The organism is Cryobacterium sp. PH31-L1 (assembly GCF_030063145.1).
GTDB lineage: Bacteria > Actinomycetota > Actinomycetes > Actinomycetales > Microbacteriaceae > Cryobacterium.
Window position 1 is genome coordinate 108,167 of the sequence record NZ_JASISM010000001.1, and the last position, 25,809, is coordinate 133,975.

Sequence of the window (25,809 nt, forward strand, 5' to 3'; positions counted from 1 at the left end):
CGACGCTAGTGCCCGATCTGGAAGACCGTGCGGCCGGGCAGCGGCGACTGGGTCGAGGTCTCGTCGGTCGCCACAAGTGAACCGGCCATGAATGCTTTCAGCTCAGCACCCTCGATCACCTTGGCCGGGTGCGGACCGCTTGCCAGCAGCCGCGGAATCCAATTGAGGTCGATCGGCGTGTGCGCCGCCACGAAGACGATGTTGCCAAAGCGCCGGCCCTTCAGCACCTGGGTCTCGGCGAATCCGATCACATGCTCGAACACCGCGGAGAGAGTGGTGGCCTGGCCGCGCGCGAACGCGAGGCCGGGGCCATCCGCTACGTTGACGGCGAGCACGCCGCGCGGCGACAGCAGCGGGGCAGCGAGGGCGAAGAACTCGCGGCTGGTGACGTGTTTCGGGGTGCGTGCCCCGGAGAAGATGTCGACGACCACGAGGTCGACCGCGCCGTGCAGCCCGGCCGGCAGCTTTCCGAGCACCTCGCGGGCATCGCCGTGGCGCACCCGCAGCTGGGCGCGCTTGTCCCAGGGCAGCACCTCGCGCACGAGGTCAATCAAATCGCTCTCGATCTCCACGACCTGCTGGCGCGACCCCGGTCGGGTCGCCTCGACATAGCGCGGCAGGGTGAGGGCGCCGGCTCCGAGATGCACGGCGGTGATCGGCTCGTGCGGATCGCCGAGCAGATCGATGACATGCCCGATGCGCTGGATGTACTCGAAGAAAAGCTCGTCGGGGTGGTCGATGTTCACGTGCGACTGCGGAGTTCCGTCGACCACGAGTTGAAAGCTGCCGGGGGTGAACCGGTCCGGTTCGATCACCGCCGTGTGTCCGCTCAACTTCAACACGACAGACGGATGCCCCTCCGTCACCTCACCCTTACGCCCAGTACTCATCGTCCTAGTCTGCGCCCTGTCTGTGCGCCCGCGCCGCGCATCCGCTATCGCGGGATGAACGGAGGGTGTTATACCTGAGAATTCGCAGATTCGCAAGAATTAGGTGGACAGGCCACCAATTCGGGCATATAGTTGATCCTTGCGCTCCCAGACAAACTATGCCTTCATATTGCGGTCGGCTTTGCGTGTTCAAGCCACCTTGAGGCACACCTCTTTCGAGGGTCTGCGGAGTCATCACCAATAACAGTAACTAGACCTGACGGGGTCCACGGAGGTTATTTCCTTGGCTGCTGCGCGCAACGCAACCACCAACTCACCCAAGAACGGCCGCTCCCACGAGCGTCTGTCGTTCGCAAAGATCAGCGACCACTTGAACGTTCCGGATCTGCTTGCTTTGCAGACCGAGAGCTTCGACTGGCTCGTCGGCAACGACATCTGGAAGGCTCGCGTCGCCGAGGCCCAGAAAGCCGGACGCCAGGACCTGCCGAATCGCACCGGGCTCGATGAGATCTTCGAGGAGATCTCACCCATCGAGGACCTCGGCGAAACGATGCAGCTGTCCTTCACCAACCCGGAGCTCGAGCCGGAGAAGTACACCATTGACGAGTGCAAGGAAAAGGGTAAAACCTACTCCGCACCGCTCTACGTGAACGCTGAGTTCATGAACCACCTCACCGGTGAGATCAAGACTCAGACCGTGTTCATGGGTGACTTCCCGTTGATGACCCCCAAGGGCACCTTCGTGATCAACGGCACCGAGCGTGTCGTCGTGTCGCAGCTGGTGCGCTCCCCGGGCGTGTACTTCAACCGCGAGCAGGAGAAGACGTCTGACAAGGACATCTACTCCGCCCGTGTCATCCCGAGCCGTGGTGCCTGGCTTGAATTCGAGATCGACAAGCGCGACCAGGTTGGCGTGCGCATCGACCGCAAGCGCAAGCAGTCCGTGACCGTGTTCCTGAAGGCCCTCGGGCTCACCAGCGAGCAGATCCTCGAGGAGTTCAAGGGCTACGCGTCCATCGAGCTCACCCTCGAGAAGGACAACATCCTCACCAAGGAAGAAGCCCTCAAGGACATCTACCGCAAGCTTCGTCCCGGCGAGCAGGTTGCCGCCGAGGCTGCGCGTGCGCTCCTCGACAACTTCTTCTTCAACTCCAAGCGCTACGACCTGGCCAAGGTCGGTCGTTACAAGATCAACCGCAAGCTCGGCCTCGAAGCCCCGCTGAGTGACTCCGTACTGACGCTGGCCGACATTCTGGCCACCATCAAGTACCTCGTTGCCCTGCACGACAACCAGACCACCCTTCCGGGTCTGCGCGACGGCAAGATGACCGACATCAACATCGACATCGACGACATCGACCACTTCGGTAACCGTCGTATCCGTGCTGTTGGCGAGCTCATCCAGAACCAGGTGCGCACCGGCCTGTCCCGCATGGAGCGCGTCGTTCGCGAGCGTATGACCACGCAGGACATCGAAGCGATCACCCCGCAGACCCTGATCAACGTGCGCCCCGTCGTCGCCGCGATCAAGGAGTTCTTCGGAACCAGCCAGCTGTCGCAGTTCATGGACCAGAACAACCCGCTCGCAGGCCTCACGCACAAGCGTCGCCTGTCCGCGCTGGGCCCGGGTGGCCTCTCCCGAGACCGCGCCGGCGTCGAGGTGCGAGACGTTCACCCCTCGCACTACGGCCGCATGTGCCCCATTGAGACCCCGGAAGGCCCGAACATCGGCCTGATCGGCTCGCTCGCCTCGTTCGCGCAGATCAATGCGTTCGGTTTCATCGAGACGCCGTACCGTCGGGTCATCAACAACAAGGTCACTGAGCACATCGACTACCTCACCGCGAGCGAAGAGGACGACTTCATCGTCGCCCAGGCCAACGCGCCGCTCACCAAGGACTCGCACTTTGCCGAGACCCGCGTGCTCGCTCGTAAGAAGGGTGGCGAGGTCGACCTCGTTCCCGCTGAAGACATCGGCTACATGGATGTCTCGCCGCGCCAGATGGTATCGGTCGCGACCAGCCTCATCCCGTTCCTCGAGCACGACGACGCAAACCGCGCGCTCATGGGCGCCAACATGCAGCGTCAGGCGGTGCCGCTGCTTCTCAGTGACAGCCCGCTCGTCGGAACCGGCATGGAGGTCTACACGGCCATCGACGCCGGTGACGTGCTCACCGCGCTGAAGCCCGGTGTGGTCTCCGAGGTGTCGGCTGACGTCGTCACCATCCAGCTCGATGAGGGCGGCACGCAGGACTACTACCTGCGCAAGTTCAGCCGCTCCAACCAGGGCACGAGCTTCAACCACCGCGTGATCGTCAACGCCGGTGAGCGCATCGAAGCCGGCGAGGTCATCGCCGACGGACCCGCCACCGACCAGGGCGAACTCGCCCTCGGAAAGAACCTGCTCGTGGCATTCATGCCGTGGGAAGGTTACAACTTCGAGGACGCGATCATCCTGAGCCAGAACCTGGTGAAGGACGACACCCTCTCCTCGATCCACATCGAAGAGTACGAAGTGGATGCCCGCGACACCAAGCTGGGTAAGGAGGAGATCACTCGCGACCTTCCCAACGTGTCTCCGGACTTCCTCGCCGATCTCGACGAGCGTGGCATCATTCGCATCGGAGCCGAGGTTCGCCCCGGCGACATCCTCGTGGGCAAGGTCACGCCCAAGGGCGAGACCGAGCTGTCTGCCGAAGAGCGCCTGCTGCGTGCGATCTTCAACGAGAAGAGCCGTGAAGTTCGCGACACCTCGCTCAAGGTTCCCCACGGTGAGCGCGGCACCATCATCGGTGTCAAGGTGTTCGACTCGCAGGACGGCGACGACGAGCTCGGCTCGGGCGTCAACCAGCGCGTGGTCGTGTTCATCGCCCAGAAGCGCAAGATCACCGAGGGCGACAAGCTCGCCGGCCGTCACGGCAACAAGGGTGTCATCTCCCGCATTCTGCCGATCGAGGACATGCCGTTCCTCGCCGACGGAACCCCGGTCGACATCATCCTCAACCCGCTCGGCATCCCCGGTCGCATGAACTTCGGCCAGGTACTCGAAACCCACCTCGGCTGGATTGCGAAGCAGGGCTGGAACGTCGAGGGCAAGCCGAAATGGGCTGCCCGTCTTCCGGAGCACGCCTTCAGCGCCGCCCCCGGCACGAAGGTCGCCACCCCGGTATTCGACGGTGCGCTCGAGATCGAGATCGAGGGTCTTTTGGACTCCACGACCCTGACCCGAGACGGCGAACGCCTCATCGGTTCCACCGGAAAGACCCAGCTCTTCGACGGCCGCTCCGGCGAGCCGTTCCCGATGCCGGTGTCCGTTGGATACATGTACATCCTGAAGCTCCACCACCTCGTCGACGACAAGATCCACGCACGTTCGACCGGCCCGTACTCCATGATCACCCAGCAGCCGCTGGGTGGTAAGGCGCAGTTCGGTGGACAGCGTTTCGGTGAGATGGAGGTGTGGGCGCTCGAAGCATATGGAGCCGCTTACGCCCTGCAGGAACTCCTGACCATCAAATCTGACGATATCCTCGGCCGCGTCAAGGTGTACGAAGCCATCGTCAAGGGTGAGAACATCCAGGAACCCGGCATTCCCGAGAGCTTCAAGGTTCTTATCAAGGAAATGCAGTCGCTCTGCCTGAACGTCGAAGTACTTTCGGCCGACGGCACCGCAGTCAGCCTGCGCGACACGGATGATGAGGTGTTCCGCGCTGCGGAAGAGCTCGGCATCAACATTTCCACCCGGTTTGAAACGTCGACCATCGACGACATCTAAGCCCGGTCCAAAGAAACTTCGAAAACTTTCCAAGGAGAGAAATTGCTCGACGTAACAACATTTGACGAGCTTCGTATTGGCCTGGCTACCGCAGACGACATCCGTCGTTGGTCGCACGGTGAGGTCAAGAAGCCCGAAACCATCAACTACCGCACGCTCAAGCCGGAAAAAGACGGCCTGTTCGGCGAGCAGATCTTCGGACCCTCGCGGGACTGGGAATGCTCTTGTGGCAAGTACAAGCGTGTTCGCTTCAAAGGCATCGTCTGCGAGCGGTGCGGTGTAGAGGTCACGAAGTCGTCGGTGCGCCGTGAGCGCATGGGCCACATCGAGCTTGCTGCTCCCGTCACGCACATCTGGTACTTCAAGGGTGTGCCCTCGCGTCTCGGTTACCTGTTGGACATGGCTCCGAAGGACCTCGAAAAGGTCATCTACTTCGCCGCGTACATGGTCATCACGGTGGACGAAGACGGTCGCCACCAGGACATGCCCGGCCTCGAGAACGAGCTTCGCCTCGAACTCAAGACCATCGAGTCCAGCCGCGACTCGCGCATCGCCGATCGCCTGCAGCGCCTCGAAACCGACCTCGCAGCGTTGGAGGCCGAAGGCGCCAAGAGCGACCAGAAGAAGCGCACCAAGGACGCCGCCGAGAAGGAAATGGGCCAGGTTCGCAAGTCCCTGGACGAGCAGATCGCTCACCTCGAGCGCGTGTGGGAAGACTTCCGCACCCTCAAGGTCGGCGACCTGAAGCCGGAAGACTCCGTCTTCCACGAGCTCCAGGACCGTTTCGGCATGTACTTCGAGGCCTACATGGGCGCCGAAGCCATCAAGAAGCGCCTCGAGGCCTTCGACCTGGTCACCGAGAGCGAAAACCTGCACCTGCAGATCGCCGAGGGCAAGGGCCAGAAGAAGATCCGCGCCATCAAGCGTCTGCGCGTGGTCAACGCCTTCATCATGACCGGCAACTCGCCGGCCGGAATGGTGCTCGACGTCGTACCCGTACTCCCGCCCGAACTGCGCCCGATGGTGCAGCTCGACGGTGGCCGATTCGCGACTTCTGACCTCAACGACCTCTACCGTCGTGTGATCAACCGCAACAACCGCCTGCGTCGTCTGCTTGACCTCGGTGCTCCCGAGATCATCGTGAACAACGAAAAGCGGATGCTGCAGGAGGCCGTCGACGCACTGTTCGACAACGGTCGTCGTGGTCGCCCCGTCACCGGTACCGGTAACCGTGCCCTCAAATCCCTGAGCGACATGCTCAAGGGAAAGCAGGGTCGTTTCCGTCAGAACCTGCTCGGCAAGCGCGTTGACTACTCCGGACGTTCGGTCATCGTGGTCGGCCCGCAGCTCAAGCTGCACCAGTGTGGTCTGCCCAAGCAGATGGCACTCGAGCTGTTCAAGCCGTTCGTGATCAAGCGTCTGATCGACCTGAGCCACGCTCAGAACATCAAGGCTGCCAAGCGGATGGTCGAACGCTCGCGTCCGCAGGTCTGGGACGTGCTCGAGGAGATCATCCGCGAGCGCCCGGTCATGCTCAACCGTGCACCCACCCTGCACCGCCTCGGCATCCAGGCCTTCGAGCCTCAGCTCGTTGAAGGTAAGGCAATCCAGCTGCACCCGCTCGTCTGCGCGGCGTTCAACGCCGACTTCGACGGTGACCAGATGGCTGTCCACCTTCCGCTCTCGGTTGAGGCCCAGGCCGAGGCACGCATCCTGATGCTCGCCTCGAACAACATCCTCAAGCCGTCTGACGGCCGCCCGGTGACCCTGCCCACGCAGGACATGATCATCGGTCTGCACCACCTCACCACGATGAAGGAAGGTGTGGTCGGAGAAGGCCGCGCCTTCTCCACCGTGTCCGAGGCCATTCTCGCGTTCGACCAGAAGTCGCTCGACCTGAATGCCAAGGTGCGCATCCGTTTGACCGACAAGTACTTCACCGAGGGCACCCAGCCCGAGGGCGTCGAACTGGTCAATGGCCAGGCTGTCGGAACCGTTCTCGTCACGACGAGCCTCGGTCGTGCCATCTTCAACGAGGCCCTTCCGGCCGACTACCCGTTCTTCGAAGACGTTGCCAACAAGGTCACCATGTCGACCATCGTCAACGACCTCGCGGAGCGGTACGTCAAGGTGGAGGTTGCTGCAACCCTCGACCGGATCAAGGATGCCGGTTTCTACTGGGCCACCCGAAGCGGTGTGACCGTTGCGCTCAGCGACATTCTCACCCCGCCGAACAAGAAGGAGATCGTCGCCGGTTACGAGAAGCAGGCGGCCAAGGTTCAGGCACAGTTCGAGAAGGGTCTCACGACCGACCTCGAGCGTCGCCAGGAGCTCATCCAGATCTGGACTCGTGCCACGGAAGACGTCGCCGCAGCAATGCAGGCGAACTTCCCGGCCGACAACACGATCAACCGCATGGTCACCTCGGGTGCTCGTGGTAACTGGCTGCAGGTGCGAAACATCGCCGGCATGCGAGGCCTCGTGAACAACCCGAAGGGTGAGATCATCCCTCGCCCGATCATCTCGAGCTACCGCGAAGGCCTGTCCGTCGCCGAGTACTTCATTGCTACTCACGGTGCTCGTAAGGGACTGGCCGACACGGCTCTGCGTACCGCCGACTCGGGGTACCTCACCCGTCGTCTGGTGGACGTCTCGCAGGATGTCATCATCCGCGAAGACGACTGTGGAACGACGAAGGGCCTCGAACTGCCCATCGCCGGAACCGACGCCACGACCGGTGCGCTCCTGCGCGACGAAGACGGCGGCCTGTTGGTCGACTTCAACGTCGAGAACGCGGTCTACGCCCGTAGCCTGGCCGCAGCCGCGGTCAACGCTGCCGGTGAGGTCATCGCCGACGCCGGAGACGACGTCGGAGACGTGCTCATCGCCAAGCTCATCGCCGGTGGTGTCGAAACCATCAAGGTGCGCTCTGTACTCACCTGTGAGTCGGCTGTCGGTGTGTGTGCGGTCTGCTACGGCCGTTCGCTCGCCACCGGCCAGCTCGTCGACATCGGTGAGGCCGTCGGTATCATCGCCGCACAGTCCATCGGTGAGCCCGGCACCCAGCTGACCATGCGTACCTTCCACACGGGTGGGTCGGCATCCGCTGACGACATCACCCAGGGTCTGCCGCGTGTTCAGGAGCTCTTCGAAGCACGTACCCCCAAGGGTGCGTCGCCCATCGTCGACTCCGCCGGACGCATCACGATCGAGGATTCGGACAAGGGCCGCAAGGTCATCCTGACCCCCGACAGTGGCGACGAAGCTATCGCCTACCCGGTGCTCAAGCGTTCAACCCTCCTCGTTGAGGACGGCCAGCACGTCGAGCTGGGGCAGCAGATCATCATCGGCGCCGTCGACCCGAAGGAAGTTCTTCGCGTCAAGGGTGTTCGCGCGGTGCAGAAGCACCTCGTCTCCGGTGTGCAGGAGGTCTACCGTTCGCAGGGTGTTCCGATTCACGACAAGCACATCGAGGTCATCGTTCGCCAGATGCTTCGCAAGGTGACCGTCGTCGAACACGGTGACACCGGACTGCTTCCGGGCGAGCTCGTCGACCGGTTGAAGTACAACGACCTCAACCGCACGGCGCTGACCGAGGGCAAGAAGACGGCATCCGCTCGCCAGGAAGTCATGGGTATCACCAAGGCTTCCCTCGCGACCGAGTCCTGGTTGTCGGCCGCTTCCTTCCAGGAGACCACCCGGGTTCTGACCCAGGCGGCCATGGAAGGCAAGAGCGACCCGCTGATGGGCCTCAAGGAGAATGTCATCATCGGTAAGTTGATCCCCGCCGGCACCGGCCTTCCCCGCTATCGCGACGTCACCGTCGAGGCCACCGAGGAAGCCAAGGCTGAGCGTTACCCGAACCGCATCTTCACCGAAGATGCAACGTTCAACGAGGGTGACCTGAGCTTCGTCGACTTCGACAGCTTCTCGTCCGACGACCTGACTCCGGGTACGTATAACTAACCCCGAGTACTAAACGGATGGCCCCTGCTTCGGCAGGGGCCATCCGTCGTTTAAGCGGTAGCGCACGGTAGCGGATGCTGCGGGCACCGTCCCGACATAAGAGCGGGAAGTCGGGAGGTGAAACGGGGGGAGGAGACGTATACTCAGGTTCTACTGTTTTTGTGCCCAGTTAGGGGGAGGCCGGCGTGGCAACCCTGACCGAAATTCTCATTCTGCACGGCCTGCTGCCAATCGAGGTGCTCGATACCCTGATGGCCGGTGACCCGGCCGACGAGGGTGCCGTGCGCCGACTTGTCGACAGTGGGGCGATCTCGGAGATTCAATTCGCCCGCGCCCGGGCCGCGCAGGCCAATCTGCCCTTCGTGGAACTGTTCGACTACACGATCGACCCGGTCGCCCTCGCCCTCGTCTCCCCGGGTGTGTGCCGTCGCCACGAAGTGCTGCCGATTGCGATCGTCGGCGGTGAGCTCGTGCTGGCCATGGTCAATCCGGGCAACGTTGTCGCGCTCGACGACGTGCGCGAGAGCGCGAAAATGCGCGTCACGGCTGTGGTCGCCGAGCGCAGCGACCTGCTCGCCGCCCTCGCCCGGGTGCACCGCGCCGACAACGAGCTCAGCAATCTCACCACGACCCTCGAAGAGGAGAACGCCCCCGCCCGGGGCGCTACGATCGGTGCCGCCGAATCGAACGTCGACACGGCGCCGATCGTGCGGTTCGTGAACCTGCTGGTCAGCCAGGCCATCCAGGACAAGGCCTCTGACATTCACATCGAACCGGGGGAAAACCACCTGCGGGTGCGCTATCGCATCGACGGGGTGCTGCACGAGATGCCGAGCGCACCGAAGAGTATTCAGAACGGTGTGATCAGCCGCCTCAAGATCATGGCCGACGTCGATATCGCCGAGCGGCGCAAACCGCAGGACGGACGCATGTCGGTCAGTCACGGCGGCCGCACCATCGACCTTCGGGTCGCGACCCTGCCGACCGTGTGGGGCGAGAAGGTCGTCATGCGAATTCTCGACAACTCCACGACGAGCATGAACCTGAAAGATCTCAACCTGCTCGAGCACAACTTCGCGGCGTATCGCACCGCCTACTCCAAGCCGTACGGCATGATCCTGGTGACCGGCCCGACCGGCTCGGGCAAGTCGACCACACTATATACGACCCTGAATTCGGTGGCCCGGCCCGAGATCAACGTCATCACTGTGGAAGACCCGGTTGAATACCGCATGGCCGGAATCAACCAGGTGCAGGTGAATCCGAAGGCGGGGCTCACCTTTGCGAGCGCCCTCCGCGCCATCCTGCGCAGCGACCCTGATGTCGTGCTGCTCGGCGAGGTGCGCGACCACGAGACCGCCCAGATCGCCATCGAGGCGGCGCTCACCGGGCACCTCGTGCTCACAACCCTGCACACGAACGATGCGCCGAGCGCGATCACCCGGCTGACCGAGATGGGAATCGAACCGTTCCTGGTCGGCAGCGCGCTCGACTGTGTCGTCGCCCAACGCCTGGCTCGGCGCTTGTGCGACCGGTGCAAGCTGCCCGACGTGCGCAGCACCGACGAACTGGCGTACCTCAACTTCGACGCGTATCCCGATCGTTTCGCCCCGGTCGGGGTCGCGGCCGTGATCTACAAGGCGGCCGGCTGTATGAACTGTTCCCATACCGGGTATCGCGGCCGGCTCGCCATTCACGAGGTGATGACGGTCACCGAAGAAATCGAACGACTCTGTGTGGCGCGGGCATCGAGTGCCGCGATCGCCCTCGCTGCCCGGCAGCAGGGCATGATCGGCCTGCGCGACGACGGCTGGGCCAAGGTACGTCTCGGGCTCACCTCCATTGAAGAAATCCTGCGCGTGGTCGCTTAGGTCGAAAGGACCATTTACATGACCCACCCCATCTACGAGATCCCGGTGACGCCCCCGGGAGCGGCCGGCACGGCCTGGCCGCTCGACGACCCCGCCCTCGACGACCCCGCCCTCGACGCCCCCATCCGGGAAGACGCCGCACAGCCCGGCCGCCGGGCAGCGGCGCCAGTCGACGACGACCTGGTCGACGACCCGGTCGAGACGGTGCGACGCCACCAGCGTTCGCCGCTCGACGAAGGTCCTGACCCCGACCTCATCGCGGCCCTGCTCGAGGTGCTCGACCTCGGCGCCTCCGACCTGCACGTCACGGTCGGCGCTCCGCCGTGCATCCGGGTCGACGGCAACCTGCGTCCGCTCGAAAATTCCAGCAAGTGGATGCGAGACAAGGTCACCTCCGCCCTGCAAAGCCTGCTCACCCCGGCCCAGCTCGAGCAGTTCGAGCGGGAACTCGAGCTCGACTTCGCCTACACGGCCGGTGGCGCCCGCTTTCGGGTGAACTACTTCGTGCAGCGCAGTTCCGTCGGCGGAGCGTTCCGGCTGATTCCACGCGAGATCAAGCAGCTCGCCGAACTCGGCGTTCCCCAGTCGGTCGGAAACTTCGCCCAGCTGCCTCGCGGACTCGTTCTCGTGACCGGCCCAACCGGCTCCGGCAAATCGACAACCCTCGCGGCCCTGATCGATTTGGTCAACCGCACCAGGGCCGACCATATCGTCACCGTTGAAGATCCGATCGAGTTTCTGCACAAACACCAGAAGTCCCTGGTCAACCAGCGCGAGGTGGGCCACGATACGCACAGTTTCGCATCTGCTTTAAAGCACGTTCTCCGGCAGGATCCCGACGTGATCCTCATCGGTGAGCTACGCGACCTCGAGACCATCTCGGTCGCCCTCACCGCAGCCGAGACCGGCCACCTCGTGTTCGCGACCCTGCACACGCAGAATGCCGCTCAGACCATCGACCGCATCATCGATGTATTTCCGCCATACCAGCAGGAGCAGGTGCGCGCCCAGCTCGCCGCCACCCTGCAGGGCGTGGTCTGCCAGGCTCTGGTCAAGAAGATCGGCGGCGGGCGCGCCGTCGCCATCGAAGTGCTCGTGGCCACCCCCGCTGTGGCGAATCTCATTCGCGAAGGCAAGACTTATCAGATTCCTTCGTCGATGCAGGCCGGACGGGCTCTCGGCATGAACACGATGGACCAGAGCCTGGCCGACCTCGTGATCGGCGGCGTGATCAGTCGGGAAGCCGCCGAGGCCAAGGCCCAGGACCCCGCCTCGCTCGAGCAGTTGCTGCGCCGAGGCCTGCCCGAATCGGAAGGACTGCGCGGTCGCGCGCGTTCCGAGATCGACTTCGACGACTCGTTCTCGCAGCGGGAACCCTAAATGAGCGCCCAGGTCGCCTTTGCCTACGCGTGTCGGAACGCCTCCGACCGGGTGGTGAAGGGGCGCCTGCTGGCCGCCTCGGAGGAGGCAGCGCTGGCGCGGCTGCAGGGCATGGGGTTGTCGCCCATTTCCATTGCTCCCGTAACGGATGTCGGTGGCCTCAGCCGCGAGATCCACATTCCGGGACTGAGCAAGGGTGTGGGCCTCAAGGACCTCGCGGTGATGAGCCGCCAGCTTGCCACGATGACCTCGGCCGGGCTGTCGCTGCTGCGCACCCTGAATATCCTGGCCGAGCAGACCGAGAACAAGGTGCTCGCGCAGAGCCTCGGTCGCATTCGCACCGAGGTGGAGACGGGCGTGGCTCTGTCGGACGCGATGGCGAAGCATCCGTCGGTCTATCCGCCGATCATGGTGAACCTCGTACGTGCCGGGGAGACCGGCGGTTTTCTCGAACACGCCCTCACGAGCATCGCCGAGAACTTCGAGTCGGAGGGCAAACTGCGCGACACGATCAAGTCGGCGCTCGCCTACCCGGTGATCGTGCTGCTGATGGCGGTCGTGGCCGTCATCGGCATGCTCATCTTTATTGTGCCGATCTTCGAGACCATGTTCAAGGACCTCGGCGGGGAGCTGCCTCTGGCGACCCAGGTACTCGTCGTGCTGTCGCGTACGCTGGTCTGGCTCGGCCCGGTGCTCATCATCGTTGCTGTCTTCGTCGCAATCTGGTGGCGGCGCAACAAGAACACCGACCGCGTGCGCCGCGTCGTCGACCCGCTCAAGCTCAAACTGCCGGTGTTCGGCCCCCTGCTGGCCAAGCTCGCGATCGCCCGGTTCAGCCGCAACTTTGCCACAATGATCGGCTCCGGCGTGCCGATCCTGCAGTCGCTCGGCATCGTCGGCGAAACGAGCGGCAACTGGGTCCTGCAGCAAGCACTCGTGAAGGTGCACGAGTCGGTGCGGGAGGGGCGTTCGATCGCCGAACCGCTCGCTGCGGAACCACTGTTTCCGGCGATGGTCACCCAGATGATCGCCGTCGGTGAAGACGCGGGCGCGCTCGAACAAATGTTGGGGAAGGTCGCCGACTTCTACGACCAGGAAGTGCGGGCGATGACCGAGCAGCTCACTGCCCTGATTGAGCCGCTCATGATCGCATTCATCGGCGTGGTGATCGGTGGGATGGTCGTGGCGCTGTACCTGCCCATGTTCAGCATTTTCGAGGTTGTCAAATAAACCCCCTTAAGGGGGTAGAAAGAGCGTATGCTCAGCGAGGGAGCGCTGTGCTTTCGCTGTGTAGGACGCAGAAAAGGGAACTGAACATGTCGCCTCGATTCATGGACAAATTGTGGCGCACGCGCCGATCGCTGCGGATCCGATCGTTGCGGAACCGATCACGGCACAACCGAGAGCACGGCTTCACGCTGATCGAACTCCTGGTCGTGGTGCTCATTATCGGTATCCTCGCGGCGGTTGCCATACCGCTCTATATCGGCCAGCAGGACGGTGCGAAAGACAGCGCGGTGGCGGCCCAGGTCACCCAGGCGCGAACCGCGCTCGCCGTAGAGCTGTCGGGTGGCGACACGGTCGCCGAAGCCCTTGCGACGGCCGGCGCCGACGGTACCGGTCTCAGCGCGTACAACGAAAGCGCTGACGTCGACATCCTCATCGCCGCGGTGGGCTCTGACGGTTTCAAGATCACCGGCTTCTGGAAAAAGGGAACCTCCGACACCGTGGCGTCGACGACCAACCACGGGTACACGACCACGGACTCTGAAGCCGCAACCAAGATGGAATAGGCCTGTGGCCGGGCAGTCCGAGATGGGTAGGCCCCGAAAATGAGCGTCGGCCCTATCCACGCGGAGCGCGAGCACGGGTTCGGCGTGGTGGAGATCATCGTGTCGATGTTTTTGCTCACCGTGATGGCGCTGGCCCTGCTGCCGCTGATCACTCAGGCGCTGCAAGCGTCGATCGCCAACTCGACCCTGGCCACGGCGACCCAACTGGTGGTGCGAGAAATGGAAGATATGCGCTCCCTCGGCAGTCAATGTGCCGCACTCGCGACTGCCGCCGCTGCACACCGTGCGGTATTCGACCCGGCCGGCCAACCACTGAAGTCCGCGATCGACCCGATCGTGTGCCCGGCCGCGTCGGCCCTTCCTGCCACGGTTTCCGTGCACGTGTCGGTGACCGATGTGCGTGCCGATCGACTCGTCGCCGAGGCAACCACCCTGGTTCTGGTGACGGGGTGACCGTGCACGGTCGTCAGCGGGCCGGGCATCCGGCCGAGCGTGGAATCACCCTGGTCGAGCTGCTCATCTATTCGGGGCTCTCCGTGCTTGTGCTCTCGCTGGTCGGCGGCATGCTCGTGAGTTCGTTTAGCGCACAGAGCCGCGTCAGCGAGCGCTCCCAGGCTTCGAGCGTGGGGCAGATCATCGCCCAATCGGTGCACGCGGGCGTTCGGGCGGCCACCGAACTCAAACTCACCTCGGCGTCAACCGGCCAGCTGCTCGTGCTGACCAGCCTGGGAACGTCGACTGAGATCGTCACCGTGTGCGAGGCCTGGTACTACACGTCGCTCGATGGCGGGGCCATCTACGCGACCCGCGCGGCACCGACATCCGCTCGTATCGTTGCCCCCAGTGCGGCCGACCTGGCGGCCGGAACCGGCGGCTGGGCGCTGCTCGGCACCGGTATCCAGGCCGACCAGGCCACACCGATTTTCGCTCTGCCCACTTCGACGACCCTCCAGCTGACCTTCGCCGTGAACTCTGGCGCGGACAGCGCGCCGGTGCGAATCGCGACGACCTCGACCAGCCGCGGCAACCAAGCGGAGCCGAACACATGCTTCGCCCCCTGAGCGGCCGCGCCGCCGCCACCGAACGTGGCAGCGCCCTCCTCGCCGTCGTCGGCATCATGGCGGTCATGGCCGTTGTCGCCACGACGGTGATCGGAGTGACCCTCGGATCGCTGCGGGTCAGTGGAACCATCCGTGCCACCGTGCAGGCGCAGGCGGCAGCCGAAGCCGGCATCGACTACACCGCGGCGAGCCTCGGTCGCTCGGTCTGCCCCGCTGTGGCCCCACCCGCAGGCTCGCCGGTGTTCTCGGTCGCTGTGAGCTACACCACGTCGGATTCCGGTGCCTTCATCAGCGGATGCCCCACCGGTTCGTTCGCGCAGGTGCGTATCATCTCGACCGGGCGGGCAGAAACGGCCGCGGCTGCGGGACTGTCCAGGGCTACCCGCACCGTCGCCGCCATCTACCGGGCGGTGCCGGCTGCGACGACGCCCGCAGCGAGCGCTGCAGCCCTGTATTCGTATGCCAGCGCGGGATTCTTCGGCTCCAGCCAGATCCAGACCCTGAACGGCTCGAAGCCGGTCGTGCAGGTGCTCACCGGGAATGCGAACTGTGTGGGGTCGGGGGTGGTGCAGGCTGACGTCGTCGTGGCTGCAGGAACCCTCGGGCTCGCGGAGTCGTGCCAGATCTTCGGAAGTGCCTGGTCCAAACAGAAGGTCACCCTGTCGGAGTCGTCCATTCTGCACGGGAACGTGACCGCGCCGACCCTGCAGTCGAGCTTCAGTTCCATCGTCGGCGGGGACGCCTGGCTCACTCAGAACCTGTCGCTCGAGGATTCCTCGCAGGTGCTCGGGTCGGTGACGGCGGCCGCGATCGCGCTCGGTGGCAGCAGCATCGTGGGTAAGAATGCCTGGTCATCGGGACAGACCTCGCTGCAGCAGACCGCTCAGATCAAGGGCAACCTGACCGCGCAATCCCTCGTCGGGAATACCGACCGGGTATTCGGCCAGACGACCATCGTTCCAACCGGACCGGGGGTCGGCCCGGCACCCGGAAACACGCCGACCGTTCCGGGCTGGGTCGACGTCGACTACGCGCCGGGCGACTGGGCCGGTTTTGCCACGGTCACCGCGCCCCAGGCGTGCAACTTCCTCACCCTGCAGCCCATCGTCAACAGCCATGCGTCCACGCCGACGGTGATCGACGCTCGCGGGTGCCTCGGTGGGGTCGTGACCAGCGGCGCCGAGATTCTCACCCTGAAGAATGACCTCGCCATCATCGCGACGAGTTTTCAGTTACTGGGCAGTGCCCAGTTCAGCTCGGTGGACTCTGCTCGGTTGTGGCTCATCACCCCCGACGATGTCGCCGACGGGGTGCCGAGCTGCCCGGCGTCCGGGGCGTCGAAAGTGGCGGGCTCGTTCATCTCGGGAAGCACGATTGCCGCCCTCATCTATAGTCCGTGCCAGGTCAGAATCGAGGGGTCGGCCATCTGGCACGGCCAGCTCTACTCGGGCACGTCGAGTCTGGCCGGATCGTCGATTTTTCGATTCGCGCCGGTGACGCTGCCCGGCGCCAGCCTGGCTGGCACCCCTGCGACAGGAACCGGCACACGCCTGGGCGACCGGGTGTCGATTCGGGATGTGACCGACAATGGCTAACGCCCGCATCGTCGGACTGGACATCGGCAGCGCCACCGTGCGTGCGGTCGAGGTGCGCGGCGCCACAACCGCGACACCAACCATCGTTCATCTGGGCGAAGAGCCACTCCCGGCCGGCGCGGTCAGTCGCGGTGAAGTGGTCGATCCGCACGTTGTCGGCGCTACGGTGAAACGGTTGTGGGCGAGCGGAGGATTCACCAGCAGAAATGTTATTCTCGGCATGGGCAACCATCGTGTGGCGGTGCGCAACCTGACCGTGCCTCGAATGTCGCTGCGGCGTATCCGCGAGTCGCTGCCGTTCCAGGTGCAGGAGCTGCTCTCGTTCCCGGTGCATGAAGCCCTGCTCGATTTCTATCCGATCTCCGAGCTTGCCGCCGACGCCAACACCGACGAGGGTGCGCGGATTCAGGGATTGCTGATCGCGGCCGTGAAGGAGGCGGTGCTGGCCAACGTTTTGGCGGTGAAGCTGGCCGGGCTGACCGCGGTGGACGTCGACCTCATTCCGTTCGCGTTGAGCCGGGTGATCTCTCGCGGCAGCACAGCGGATCAGGTTGTCGCGCAGATCGACGTGGGTGCCGCGACGACGAGTGTTCTCATCTCGGCCGGGCGGGTGCCGCAATTCGTGCGCCTGATTCCGGCGGGCGGCATCGACGTGACCAAGGCACTGAAACTGCAGCTCGGCCTGGGCGATACGGCGGCCGAGACGCTGAAACGGTCGCTGACCGACGGCAACGTGGCGGCGGCGAATCCGGTGGCCGCCAGGGTCGTGCGGGACATCACCCACGAACTGCTGCTGAGCCTGCGCAACACCGTGACGTACTTCAGCAACACCCGACCCGACCTTGCCGTGGCTCGCATCGTGCTCACCGGCGGCGGTTCGCAGCTCGGCGAGATGGCACACGAACTGACCGATCTCACCCGGCTGCCGGTGACCGCGCCGCCGGGTGAGCCGTTTGGTATCTCGTTCGCGTCGGTCGCCCTCGCCGGGCAGCTCGGCAGCGCCCGTGGAGCATATCTGGTCGCCTGCGGGTTGGCACTCGGGAGCAGCGTATGAGCGGGGACACGGGAACAGGCGGCGAGCAGCCGGCGGATCGGCCGTCGAAGGCCATCAAAATCATCATCGGCGGGGAACCGCGGGTCTCGTTGCTGCCGCCCGAGGTGCGTGCAAATCGTCGGGATCGTCGGGTGCGTGATCGCCTGCTGACGGTCGGTGTGGTCGTGATCCTGCTGACCGGGGTGGCTCATTTCGAGTCGGCCCGGCAGGCCGGCCAGGCCGAGCGGGTGCTCGCCAGCGCACAGGCATTGACAGCGGAATTACTCGTTCGGCAGGCGACGTTCGCCGACCTGCGCCGGGTGACCGGGTCGATCGACGACACCGAGGCGGCCGTGCAATTCGGGGCGTCGACCGCCATCGACTGGCCGGCCCGGTTGCGCGAGCTCGCGGCTGTCCTGCCGGAGGCGGTCACCATCGACACAGTCACCATCGACGCCGCCTCGCCGCTGGCCGCGTACAGCCAATCAGTGCTGCCGTTGCAGCCGGAACGGGTGGCCACGGTGTCGCTGTCCCTGACGAGCGCGACCATTCCGAACGTGGCTCAACTGCTCACCGCGATGCAGGGTCTGGACGGGTATGCCGACGCGCAACCGGGCCTCGTGGCCCGCACCGGCACGGGCGCCTATCAGGTCGACCTCACCCTCCACCTGGACACGAGCGTCTTCGTCAACGTCAACGGCGCCGACGCGTCGGGAGGCTAGCCCATGGAACGAACCCGATTCTGGTCGATAGTGGCAGGCGCGCTCATCGCGCTCGTCGTGATCATGGACGGCATCTTCGGTATCAGTCCGAATCTGCGGGCGGCCGATCGCGCCCAGTCCGATACCGTCGCGGTCGACGACACAAACGCCGCACACAGTGCGCAACTCGTCGACCTGCACACGCAGCTCGACGGCATCGCGGGCCTCGAGCGCACCCTCGCCGAGCTGCAACGGGCCGTGCCGACGGGTGCGGGGCTGCCGGAGTTCATCGCGCAGCTCGGCACCCTGGCCGAGACCAACTCTGTCGTCCTGACCGCGATTTCGGTGGGGGAGGTCCAAGCCTATGCGCCGGTCGTAGCCGAGGCGGTCGTGCCCGGAACGGATGCTGCCCCAACGGGTGCTTCGGCTGCGGCTACCGCTGCGGCGGCCGCGGGAACGGCGCCCGCCGTGGCATCCGCTCGTCTGACGTCGGCGAATTTTGCGACCCTCGTGGTGACGGTGTCGCTGTCCGGCAGCCCTGACGGCCTGCTGGACTTCGTGGGCGGATTGCAGCAGGGCGAGCGGCTGGCCTCCGTCACCAATTTCAGTTCGACGACCGACCCGAACGCGCCCACGGCGTCCACCGGAACTGTGTCCGTTCTGCTCTACGTGCTGCACGACGCGGGTTAGCACCGCCGGGCCACCTTCGGGAACGGGGCCCGGAAACCAGGAGGGGGCGAGTCAGCGGTGCGAGACCAGGGTGGGCTGCACCGTGGGCGCGGGCCGAGAGAAGAAGTAGCCCTGGCCGAAGCGGCAGCCCATCTGCCTGAGCAGATCGCGCTGGCCAGCCGTTTCGATGCCCTCGGCGATGACGTCGAGGTGCAGCACATCGGCCAGTCGAAGGATACCCTCGACCACACCGCGGTCCCGGCTGGATTCCTCGATCCCACGAATGAAGGTCATGTCGATCTTGAGCAGATCGAAGGTGAACGCCCGCAGTTGGGTGAACGAGGAATATCCGGTGCCGAAGTCGTCGATGGCCAGCCGCACGCCGAGCTCCCGGAGGTCCTGAAAGGTGGCCGCAGCGGAATCGATGGCCTCGACCAGCGAGCTCTCGGTCAGCTCGAGGCAGAGCCGGTACGACGGGAGTCCGGACACGTGCAGGGCATGACGCACAATGGCCCCGAAATCGTCGCGAGCGAACTGCCTGGCCGAGACATTGACGCTGATGGCCAGGTGATCGAGGCTCGTGCCCGCGACACAAGCCTGATGGAGCACGGCCGCACCGATCTCGGTGATCAGGCCGGTGTCTTCGGCAATGCCGATGAAATCGCCGGGCATCACAATGCCGGTTTTCGGCCTGCGCCAGCGGGCCAGCGCTTCGGTGGCGACGACCGCGGCCTCGCCCGAGCGCTGCAGATCCACGATGGGCTGGTACCAGGTTTCGATTTCACCACGCACTACCGCCTCGCGCAGGGCGGTTGCGAGTTCCAGTCGCCGGCTCGTGACGACCGGTTCCGCGACGATGCGCACCGTCTTGTGCATACGATCTTTGGCCCGGTACATAGAGGCATCAGCGCTGACCAGCAGCGCCTCGGGGTCGTCCTGGCTGGTTCCGAAAGCGATGCCGATGCTCGCGTCGATCGTGGCCACGGCACAACCGAGCGTGATCGGCTGCCCGAGAGACACCTGCAACCGCTCAACGATGGTCGTGAGGTCGACCTCATTTTCCAGGTCGGGGCAGACGACAACGAATTCGTCTCCACCAATGCGCGCGACGGTGTCGTTGGTGCGGGCACCCTCCAGCAGCCGGGCTGCGACCTCGACCAGTACGGCGTCGCCGGCCTGGTGACCGAGGGTGTCGTTGACCGCCTTGAACCGGTCAAGGTCGAGAAACAGCACGCCGACGCCACGATTGGTTCGGGTTGCTTCGAGCAGGGCCAGGTCGAGGCGGGCGAGCAGCAGCAAGCGGTTCGGCAGGTTGGTCAGCGAGTCGTGGAACGCTTGGTGCTCCACCCGCGCCTCGGCCAGCCGCCGAGCCGTGACATCCTCCAGTTGGTAGAGCAGCCCGGTGGCGCGTTCACCCTCGTGAATCTCAGCGATGTTCACGTTCACCCAGATCTCTTCGCCTTCGCTGCAGCGCATCTGCCGCTCGGAGCGTTGGTGCGCGTGCTGCTCGGCTCGAAACGGTGACGGGGTGGCGTCGCGTTCCTCGATGACACAGAAGATATCCTCGACCGGCTTGTTGAGCACGCTCGCGGGGGCGCCGGTCAGCTCGAATAAGCGCCGATTGCCTTCCAGAACGCGGCCGTCGAGGGTCACTATAGCGGTTCCCAACGGGGATGACGCGAAGGCCGCTTCGAACCTGGCCTGCATGGCTGTCACTCTCTGTTCGGCCAGCCGCAGGGCCGTGACGTCGGTGACGCTGGCCAGGTGGCCGACCAGAACGCCGTTGTCATAGGTCGGCGCTGAATGTACCTGCACCCAGTTCACCCGGCCGTTCGGTGTGCGAAACCGCAGACTGGTCTGGTAGGCCGTGCCGTCGGCGGCGTGCACGGCCCATTCGCTGCCCACCCGCTCGGTGTCATCGGGGTGCATGGCAGCGGCCCATCCGGAGCCCTGGGACTGCTCGAGGGTGAGTCCGCTGAGCGCCAGCCACTGGTCGTTCGCGGTGAGCAGGCCCCCGGTCGAATCCAGCTGCACGATCCCCACCGGGGCCAGCCGTACGAGCGTGTGCAGTTGGGCGGCGGTGTCGGCCAGCTCCTTGGTGCGTGCGCCCACGGCAGACTCGAGCTGACTATTGGCGAGGGCCAGTGCTTGGGTGGCTTCGTCGCGGAGTTGCTCCAGGTCGTGCACGGCGACCATTGACGGGGGATTGGTGTGGTCGGGAGCGGGGCGGCGGGTCGGCGGAAGCATCCGTTTGGCGCGGTGCCAGAGTGCAGCGGATGCCTCGCCCGCAGCGGTTGCGGCCTGACGTGCGGTCTCGAACATGTGGTGCCCTTCGATTCCGAAGGGCAGCGATGCCGAACGATGACTAAAGGCTAAGTCGGATACCACGCCGAAGCAACAAAAAAGCTCACTTTCCCGCGCTGGACCGCGCCCGGAAGCAGACTGGCTGATGGATGCGCGCTCGCCGTCTGCTGGGTCGCCTTCCGTGTGACGGCCCCACGCGGGGTACGCTCGAAGGACGGGTTTGTCGCCGATGCGCCTGAACTCGATCCTGGGGGAGCGCACGTGCGGTTGAAAGTTACGTTGGCTCGGTCCAACGGTCAGAACGACGACATCGTCGTCACAACGGATGCCGCGGCCAGCATTTCCGACGTGGCCGGTACGATCGCTCGGGTCGATCCGCGATCGCCGCTGGTTGCCGGCGCAGTCGCCCAGCCGCTCACCCTGCGCACGGTCGCTCCCGGCGGAACGGACTGGTTGCTGTTGCCGCCCGACGCCCTGATTGGTGAGGACTGGGTCGGTTCCGGCGCCAGCGTTGCCCTGGCCGACTCGGACATGTTCTACCTGTCCCAGGAGCACGGTGCCGCTCCGACTCTTGCCGTGATCCACGTGCTGACCGGGCCGGACGCCGGAGCTCAGATCGCTCTTGGGCGCGGTACGACCATCATCGGTCGCGGCGCCGACTGCGACGTCGTGCTCAGCGACAAGCTCGTCTCGAAACGCCACGTGCGTCTCGAAGTCGCCGCGGGCATCGACCTCGTCGATCTCGGTTCGGCCAACGGCGTTGTCATCGACGGCGGTCTGGTGACGCGACTGCGCATCGAGCAGAGTGAGATCGTGCAGATCGGCGACACCCAGCTGCGGATCACCGTCGTGGAGACGGTGGCAGCGACCGGCGACGAACACCGCGACGGTCCGGTGTACTTCAACCGGTCGCCGCGCGTGGAAGGTCGGTATGCCGGGCAGGAGTTCGCGGCGCCCGAGGTTCCGACCGAGAAAGACGACCAGCCGTTCCCGTGGCTCGCCATGGTGGCACCGGTGTTGCTGGGCGTGAGCATGTGGCTCATCTTCGACCGCCCGGCCGCCCTGTTGTTTGTGCTGATGAGCCCGATGATGCTCATCGGCAACTTCTTCATGAACCGCTCCAAAGACAAACGCCTGTTGAAACGATCGATCGGCCGGTTCGACACCCGCCTCGCCGCGTTGAGTGCCCAACTGCTGACCGAGCGCACGCTGGAACAGCAGGCCCGGCTTGGAGAAGCGCCCTCGACTAATGAGGCACTCACCCAATCGCTCGAGCGGGCCGCGCTCATGTGGACCCGCCGGCCCGAGCACTGGTCCTTCCTCAATGTGCGGCTCGGCCTCGGCACGATGCGATCCCGCAACACGATCGATGCCTCGCTTCGCGGCGAGCTGCTGCCCGAATTTCAGGAGCGTCTCGACGCCGTCATCACCGAACACGCCACGGTCGATCAGGTTCCGCTCATCGACAACCTGTTCGATGCCGGCGCGCTGGGGATAGCGGGCAGCGCCCCCGCCTGCGTGGGCACCGTCAACTCCCTGCTCGTGCAGCTCACCGCCCTGCACTCGCCGGCAGAATTGGCCATCGCCTCGCTCGTCACCCCGCAATGGTCGAGTGAACTGGAATGGCTCAAATGGCTGCCGCACACCTCGTCGCCGCAGAGCCCCCTCGCTGGCGGCCACCTAGCCGACAGCGCGTCGAGTGCCGCATCCGTTCTCGCTGCCCTCGAAGAGGTCATCGCCCAGCGGAATAAGTCCGCGAAGTCGGCGCGGCGCGGCGCGATGGAGCAGGAGCGTGCCGCCCTCGAGCGGGGCGAAGAAGTCGGGTCGAGCAACACCGGCGAGGGCACGAAATCGCCCATCCCGGCGATCATCGTGGTCATCTCCGACGATGTCGCCGTTGACCGGTCACGGCTCGTTCAACTCGCTGAGAACGGTGCCGATGCCGGTGTCTACCCGGTCTGGATCGCTCGAACGGTGGCCGCGCTGCCCGCCGCCTGTCGGACCGCCGTCGAAATCGACGAGAGTACCGGGCTCGGCACGGTCTCGTTCGTGCGACTCGGTGAGACGATAACGGATGTCGCGGTCGAGTCGGTCGATTCGCCTACCGCCCTGCACTTCGCCCGCCGCCTCGCCCCGGTCATCGATGCCGGCGCCCTGATCGCCGACTCGAGCGACCTGCCCCGCTCGGTATCGATGGTCACGCTGCTCGGCCACGACCTGGTCGAGGCGCACGACGCCGTCATTGACCGGTGGCGCCAGAACGCTTCGATGCACGATCGCACCCCCGGTGTGGCGCCGCGCTCCAAACGCGCCGGAACCCTGCGCGCCATTGTCGGGTCCACCGGGGTGCAGGCGATGCACCTCGACCTGCGCACGCAGGGCCCGCACGCCCTGGTCGGCGGCACGACGGGCGCCGGCAAGAGCGAATTTCTCCAGGCCTGGGTGCTCGGCATGGCTGCCGAATACAGCCCCGACCGAGTGAGTTTTCTGTTCGTCGACTACAAGGGCGGCTCAGCGTTCGCCGACTGTGTGTCGCTTCCACACTGTGTGGGGCTCGTCACCGACCTGAGCCCGCACCTGGTGCGCCGGGCGCTGACCAGCCTGCGGGCCGAACTGCGCTATCGGGAGCACCTGCTCAACTCCAAAAAGGCCAAGGATCTGATCGAGCTCGAGAAGCGCGGCGATCCGGACAGCCCGCCGGCGCTCGTGCTCGTCATCGATGAATTTGCGGCCCTCGTGAGCGAGGTGCCCGAATTCGTCGACGGCGTCGTCGACATCGCCCAGCGCGGCCGCTCGCTCGGCATCCACTTGATCATGGCCACGCAGCGACCCGCCGGCGTCATCAAAGACAACCTGCGGGCGAACACCAACCTGCGCGTGGCGTTGCGCATGGCCGACGAATCCGACAGCAACGACGTCGTCGGAATCAAGGACGCCGCCCACTTCGACCCGGGGCTGCCCGGCCGTGGCATCGCCAAGACCGGGCCGGGGCGGCTGCAACAGTTCCAATCCGGCTACGCTGGCGGTTGGACCTCCCGTGAACCCGAAAATGCTGAAATCGGCATTGCCGAGTTGCGTTTCGGTGGAGAAACCGCGTGGGAACCGCCGAGCGACCCACTCGCCGGGCAGGAGCGCGAGCTCGGCCCGACCGACCAGCAGAAGCTCGTCGCGGCACTGGTCGGTGCCGCCGGTGCGGCGCAGATTCCGCCACCTCGGCGCCCGTGGCTCGACGAGCTGGCCCTTTTGTGCGATCTGGGCCCCATCCTTCAGCAAACGGATGCTGCGCTCGTGCTCGGCCTGGCCGACGCACCGACCGAGCAGCAGCAACGCCCGGTGCGTTTCCTGCCGGACATTGACGGGCACATCGGCATCTACGGCACCGGTGGCTCCGGCAAGAGTGTTGCGCTGCGTACGCTCGCGATCGCGGCCGGCAGCACGCGCGACGGCGGACCTGTCGCCGTGTACGGCCTCGACTTCGCCGCTGGCAGCCTGCGCATGCTGGAACCGTTGCCGCACGTGGGCAGCATCATCGGCGGCGACGACACCGAGCGCATCATTCGGCTGTTCCGGCTACTCAAAGCCGAGCTGGAATCGCGCGGCGACCGCTTCGCCGAGGCCACCGCGTCGACCATCGCCGAATACCGCACGCTCGCGAACCGCCCGAACGAGCCGCGCATCCTGTTGCTCATCGATGGATTCGGGGCGTTCCGCGAAGACTGGGAAGTGGCCAGCGGCCGGTCGAATTGGTACGACGTTTTTCGCAGCATCCTCTCCGACGGTCGTCAGCTCGGCATCCACGTTGCGTTCACGGCAGACCGTTCCGGCTCGGTGCCCAGCTCGGTGCGTTCGAGCGTTCAGCGCCGCGTGGTGCTGCGGCTCGCTGACGATACCGGTTACAGCCTGCTCGACGTGCCCGGCGACATCCTCAACGCCAAATCGGCGCCCGGCCGCGCCATTTTCGACGGACTGGAGACGCAGATAGCGGTCTGGGGCGGTTCCGCCGTCGCCGCAGAACAGGCCGCAGCGGTGCGTGTGCTGGCGGACACTTTGCTAGCGCAGGGCATTCAGGCCGCTCTGCCCATCGGCAGCCTGTCGCGAGATTATCCGGCGAGCGAACTGCCGGACCGAGTCAAGACTCGACCCGCTCTGGGCCTCAGCGACGAGACGCTCTCCCCGGTGGGTTTCGACCCACGCGGAACGCTGCTCTTGTCTGGGCCGCCGGCCAGCGGGCGCAGCAACACTCTGCGCGCACTCATGCACGCCTTCGAACGCTTCGACCCCACGATCGCCCGGTACTACATTGGCAACGCACGGTCGGGACTGGCCGGGCTGCCGGGCTGGGTGGCGACCGCGACGACCGTGGCCGAAGCCGTTGACCTCGGCAAAGAACTGACCCTGGCGGTGAGCGCCGACCTGCCCACACCCCGCGTCGCGATCGTCATTGAAAACCTCGCCGATTTTTTGCAGACCCCGGCCGATGCGGTGTTGGTCGAGCTCATCAAGCAGGTCAAGCGCAGCGACCATTTTCTGGTCGCCGACGGTGAGACCGCGTCATGGAACTCGTCCTGGCCGCTGTTCGCCGAGATGAAGAACACGAGGCGCGGCCTGCTGCTGCAGCCCGACACCATCGAGGGCGACATCCTGCTGAAGACTCCGCTGCCGCGCCTGAACCGTGCCGAATTTCCACCCGGCCGCGGCATGATGGTAGCCGGGGGCAAGGTTGTGCGCGTGCAGCTTCCCCTCGTGGAGTAGCCGTGACTAGACCGAGAGT

15 protein-coding genes are annotated in these 25,809 nt (G+C 65.1%); 13 read left to right on the forward strand and 2 right to left on the reverse strand.

Annotated features, from left to right (window positions below; all coding sequences use genetic code 11):
- Window positions 1–5: 5 nt before the first annotated feature.
- A complete protein-coding gene (locus QMF22_RS00615; protein WP_283449245.1) occupies window positions 6–890 on the reverse strand; it encodes a spermidine synthase in 885 nt (294 codons plus the stop codon).
- A gap of 283 nt (window positions 891–1,173) precedes the next feature.
- On the opposite strand from QMF22_RS00615, the gene rpoB reads away from it, so the two are divergent.
- From rpoB to QMF22_RS00675, 12 genes are all read left to right on the forward strand, one after another.
- Window positions 1,174–4,665 carry a DNA-directed RNA polymerase subunit beta gene (gene rpoB, locus QMF22_RS00620; RefSeq protein WP_283449247.1) on the forward strand — a complete coding sequence of 1,164 codons (3,492 nt, stop codon included), beginning with the start codon at window positions 1,174–1,176 and terminating at the stop codon, window positions 4,663–4,665.
- A gap of 42 nt (window positions 4,666–4,707) precedes the next feature.
- A complete protein-coding gene (locus QMF22_RS00625; RefSeq protein ID WP_283449250.1) occupies window positions 4,708–8,631 on the forward strand; it encodes a DNA-directed RNA polymerase subunit beta' in 3,924 nt (1,307 codons plus the stop codon).
- 185 nt (window positions 8,632–8,816) lie between these two features.
- The gene (locus tag QMF22_RS00630) at window positions 8,817–10,502 is read left to right on the forward strand and encodes a GspE/PulE family protein (protein ID WP_283449252.1); all 1,686 of its coding nucleotides are present in this window, start codon (window positions 8,817–8,819) and stop codon (window positions 10,500–10,502) included.
- Between the two features lie 18 nt (window positions 10,503–10,520).
- The gene (locus QMF22_RS00635) at window positions 10,521–11,882 is read left to right on the forward strand and encodes a type IV pilus twitching motility protein PilT (RefSeq protein ID WP_283449254.1); all 1,362 of its coding nucleotides are present in this window, start codon (window positions 10,521–10,523) and stop codon (window positions 11,880–11,882) included.
- On the forward strand, window positions 11,883–13,112 hold the full coding sequence (locus QMF22_RS00640; protein WP_283449256.1) for a type II secretion system F family protein: 1,230 nt from the start codon (window positions 11,883–11,885) through the stop codon (window positions 13,110–13,112). It abuts the gene before it with no gap.
- 101 nt (window positions 13,113–13,213) lie between these two features.
- On the forward strand, window positions 13,214–13,675 hold the full coding sequence (locus tag QMF22_RS00645; protein WP_283449258.1) for a type IV pilin protein: 462 nt from the start codon (window positions 13,214–13,216) through the stop codon (window positions 13,673–13,675).
- Window positions 13,676–13,714: 39 nt separating this feature from the next.
- The gene (locus tag QMF22_RS00650) at window positions 13,715–14,128 is read left to right on the forward strand and encodes a type IV pilus modification PilV family protein (RefSeq protein WP_283449259.1); all 414 of its coding nucleotides are present in this window, start codon (window positions 13,715–13,717) and stop codon (window positions 14,126–14,128) included.
- Window positions 14,125–14,736: a PulJ/GspJ family protein gene (locus tag QMF22_RS00655; protein ID WP_283449261.1), complete on the forward strand. Its 612-nt coding sequence runs from the start codon at window positions 14,125–14,127 to the stop codon at window positions 14,734–14,736. The genes QMF22_RS00650 and QMF22_RS00655 overlap by 4 nt, the downstream gene beginning before the upstream one ends.
- Complete coding sequence (locus QMF22_RS00660; RefSeq protein ID WP_283449264.1) at window positions 14,721–16,331, forward strand: hypothetical protein; 1,611 nt, start codon at window positions 14,721–14,723, stop codon at window positions 16,329–16,331. The genes QMF22_RS00655 and QMF22_RS00660 overlap by 16 nt, the downstream gene beginning before the upstream one ends.
- Window positions 16,324–17,385 carry a type IV pilus assembly protein PilM gene (gene pilM / locus QMF22_RS00665; RefSeq protein WP_283449267.1) on the forward strand — a complete coding sequence of 354 codons (1,062 nt, stop codon included), beginning with the start codon at window positions 16,324–16,326 and terminating at the stop codon, window positions 17,383–17,385. Before QMF22_RS00660 ends, pilM begins: the two co-directional genes overlap by 8 nt.
- A complete protein-coding gene (locus QMF22_RS00670) occupies window positions 17,382–18,086 on the forward strand; it encodes a PilN family protein (protein ID WP_283449269.1) in 705 nt (234 codons plus the stop codon). Before pilM ends, QMF22_RS00670 begins: the two co-directional genes overlap by 4 nt.
- A 3-nt stretch (window positions 18,087–18,089) precedes the next feature.
- Window positions 18,090–18,755, forward strand: a complete 666-nt coding sequence (locus QMF22_RS00675) for a hypothetical protein (RefSeq protein WP_283449271.1) — start codon at window positions 18,090–18,092, stop codon at window positions 18,753–18,755.
- A 51-nt stretch (window positions 18,756–18,806) separates the two neighbouring features.
- On the opposite strand, the gene QMF22_RS00680 is transcribed toward QMF22_RS00675, so the two are convergent.
- Window positions 18,807–21,056, reverse strand: a complete 2,250-nt coding sequence (locus QMF22_RS00680) for a putative bifunctional diguanylate cyclase/phosphodiesterase (protein ID WP_283449273.1) — start codon at window positions 21,054–21,056, stop codon at window positions 18,807–18,809.
- Between the two features lie 243 nt (window positions 21,057–21,299).
- Here QMF22_RS00680 and QMF22_RS00685 point away from each other — a divergent pair, with 243 nt between their 5' ends.
- A complete protein-coding gene (locus QMF22_RS00685; protein WP_283449275.1) occupies window positions 21,300–25,790 on the forward strand; it encodes a type VII secretion EssC family protein in 4,491 nt (1,496 codons plus the stop codon).
- Window positions 25,791–25,809 lie beyond the last annotated feature (19 nt).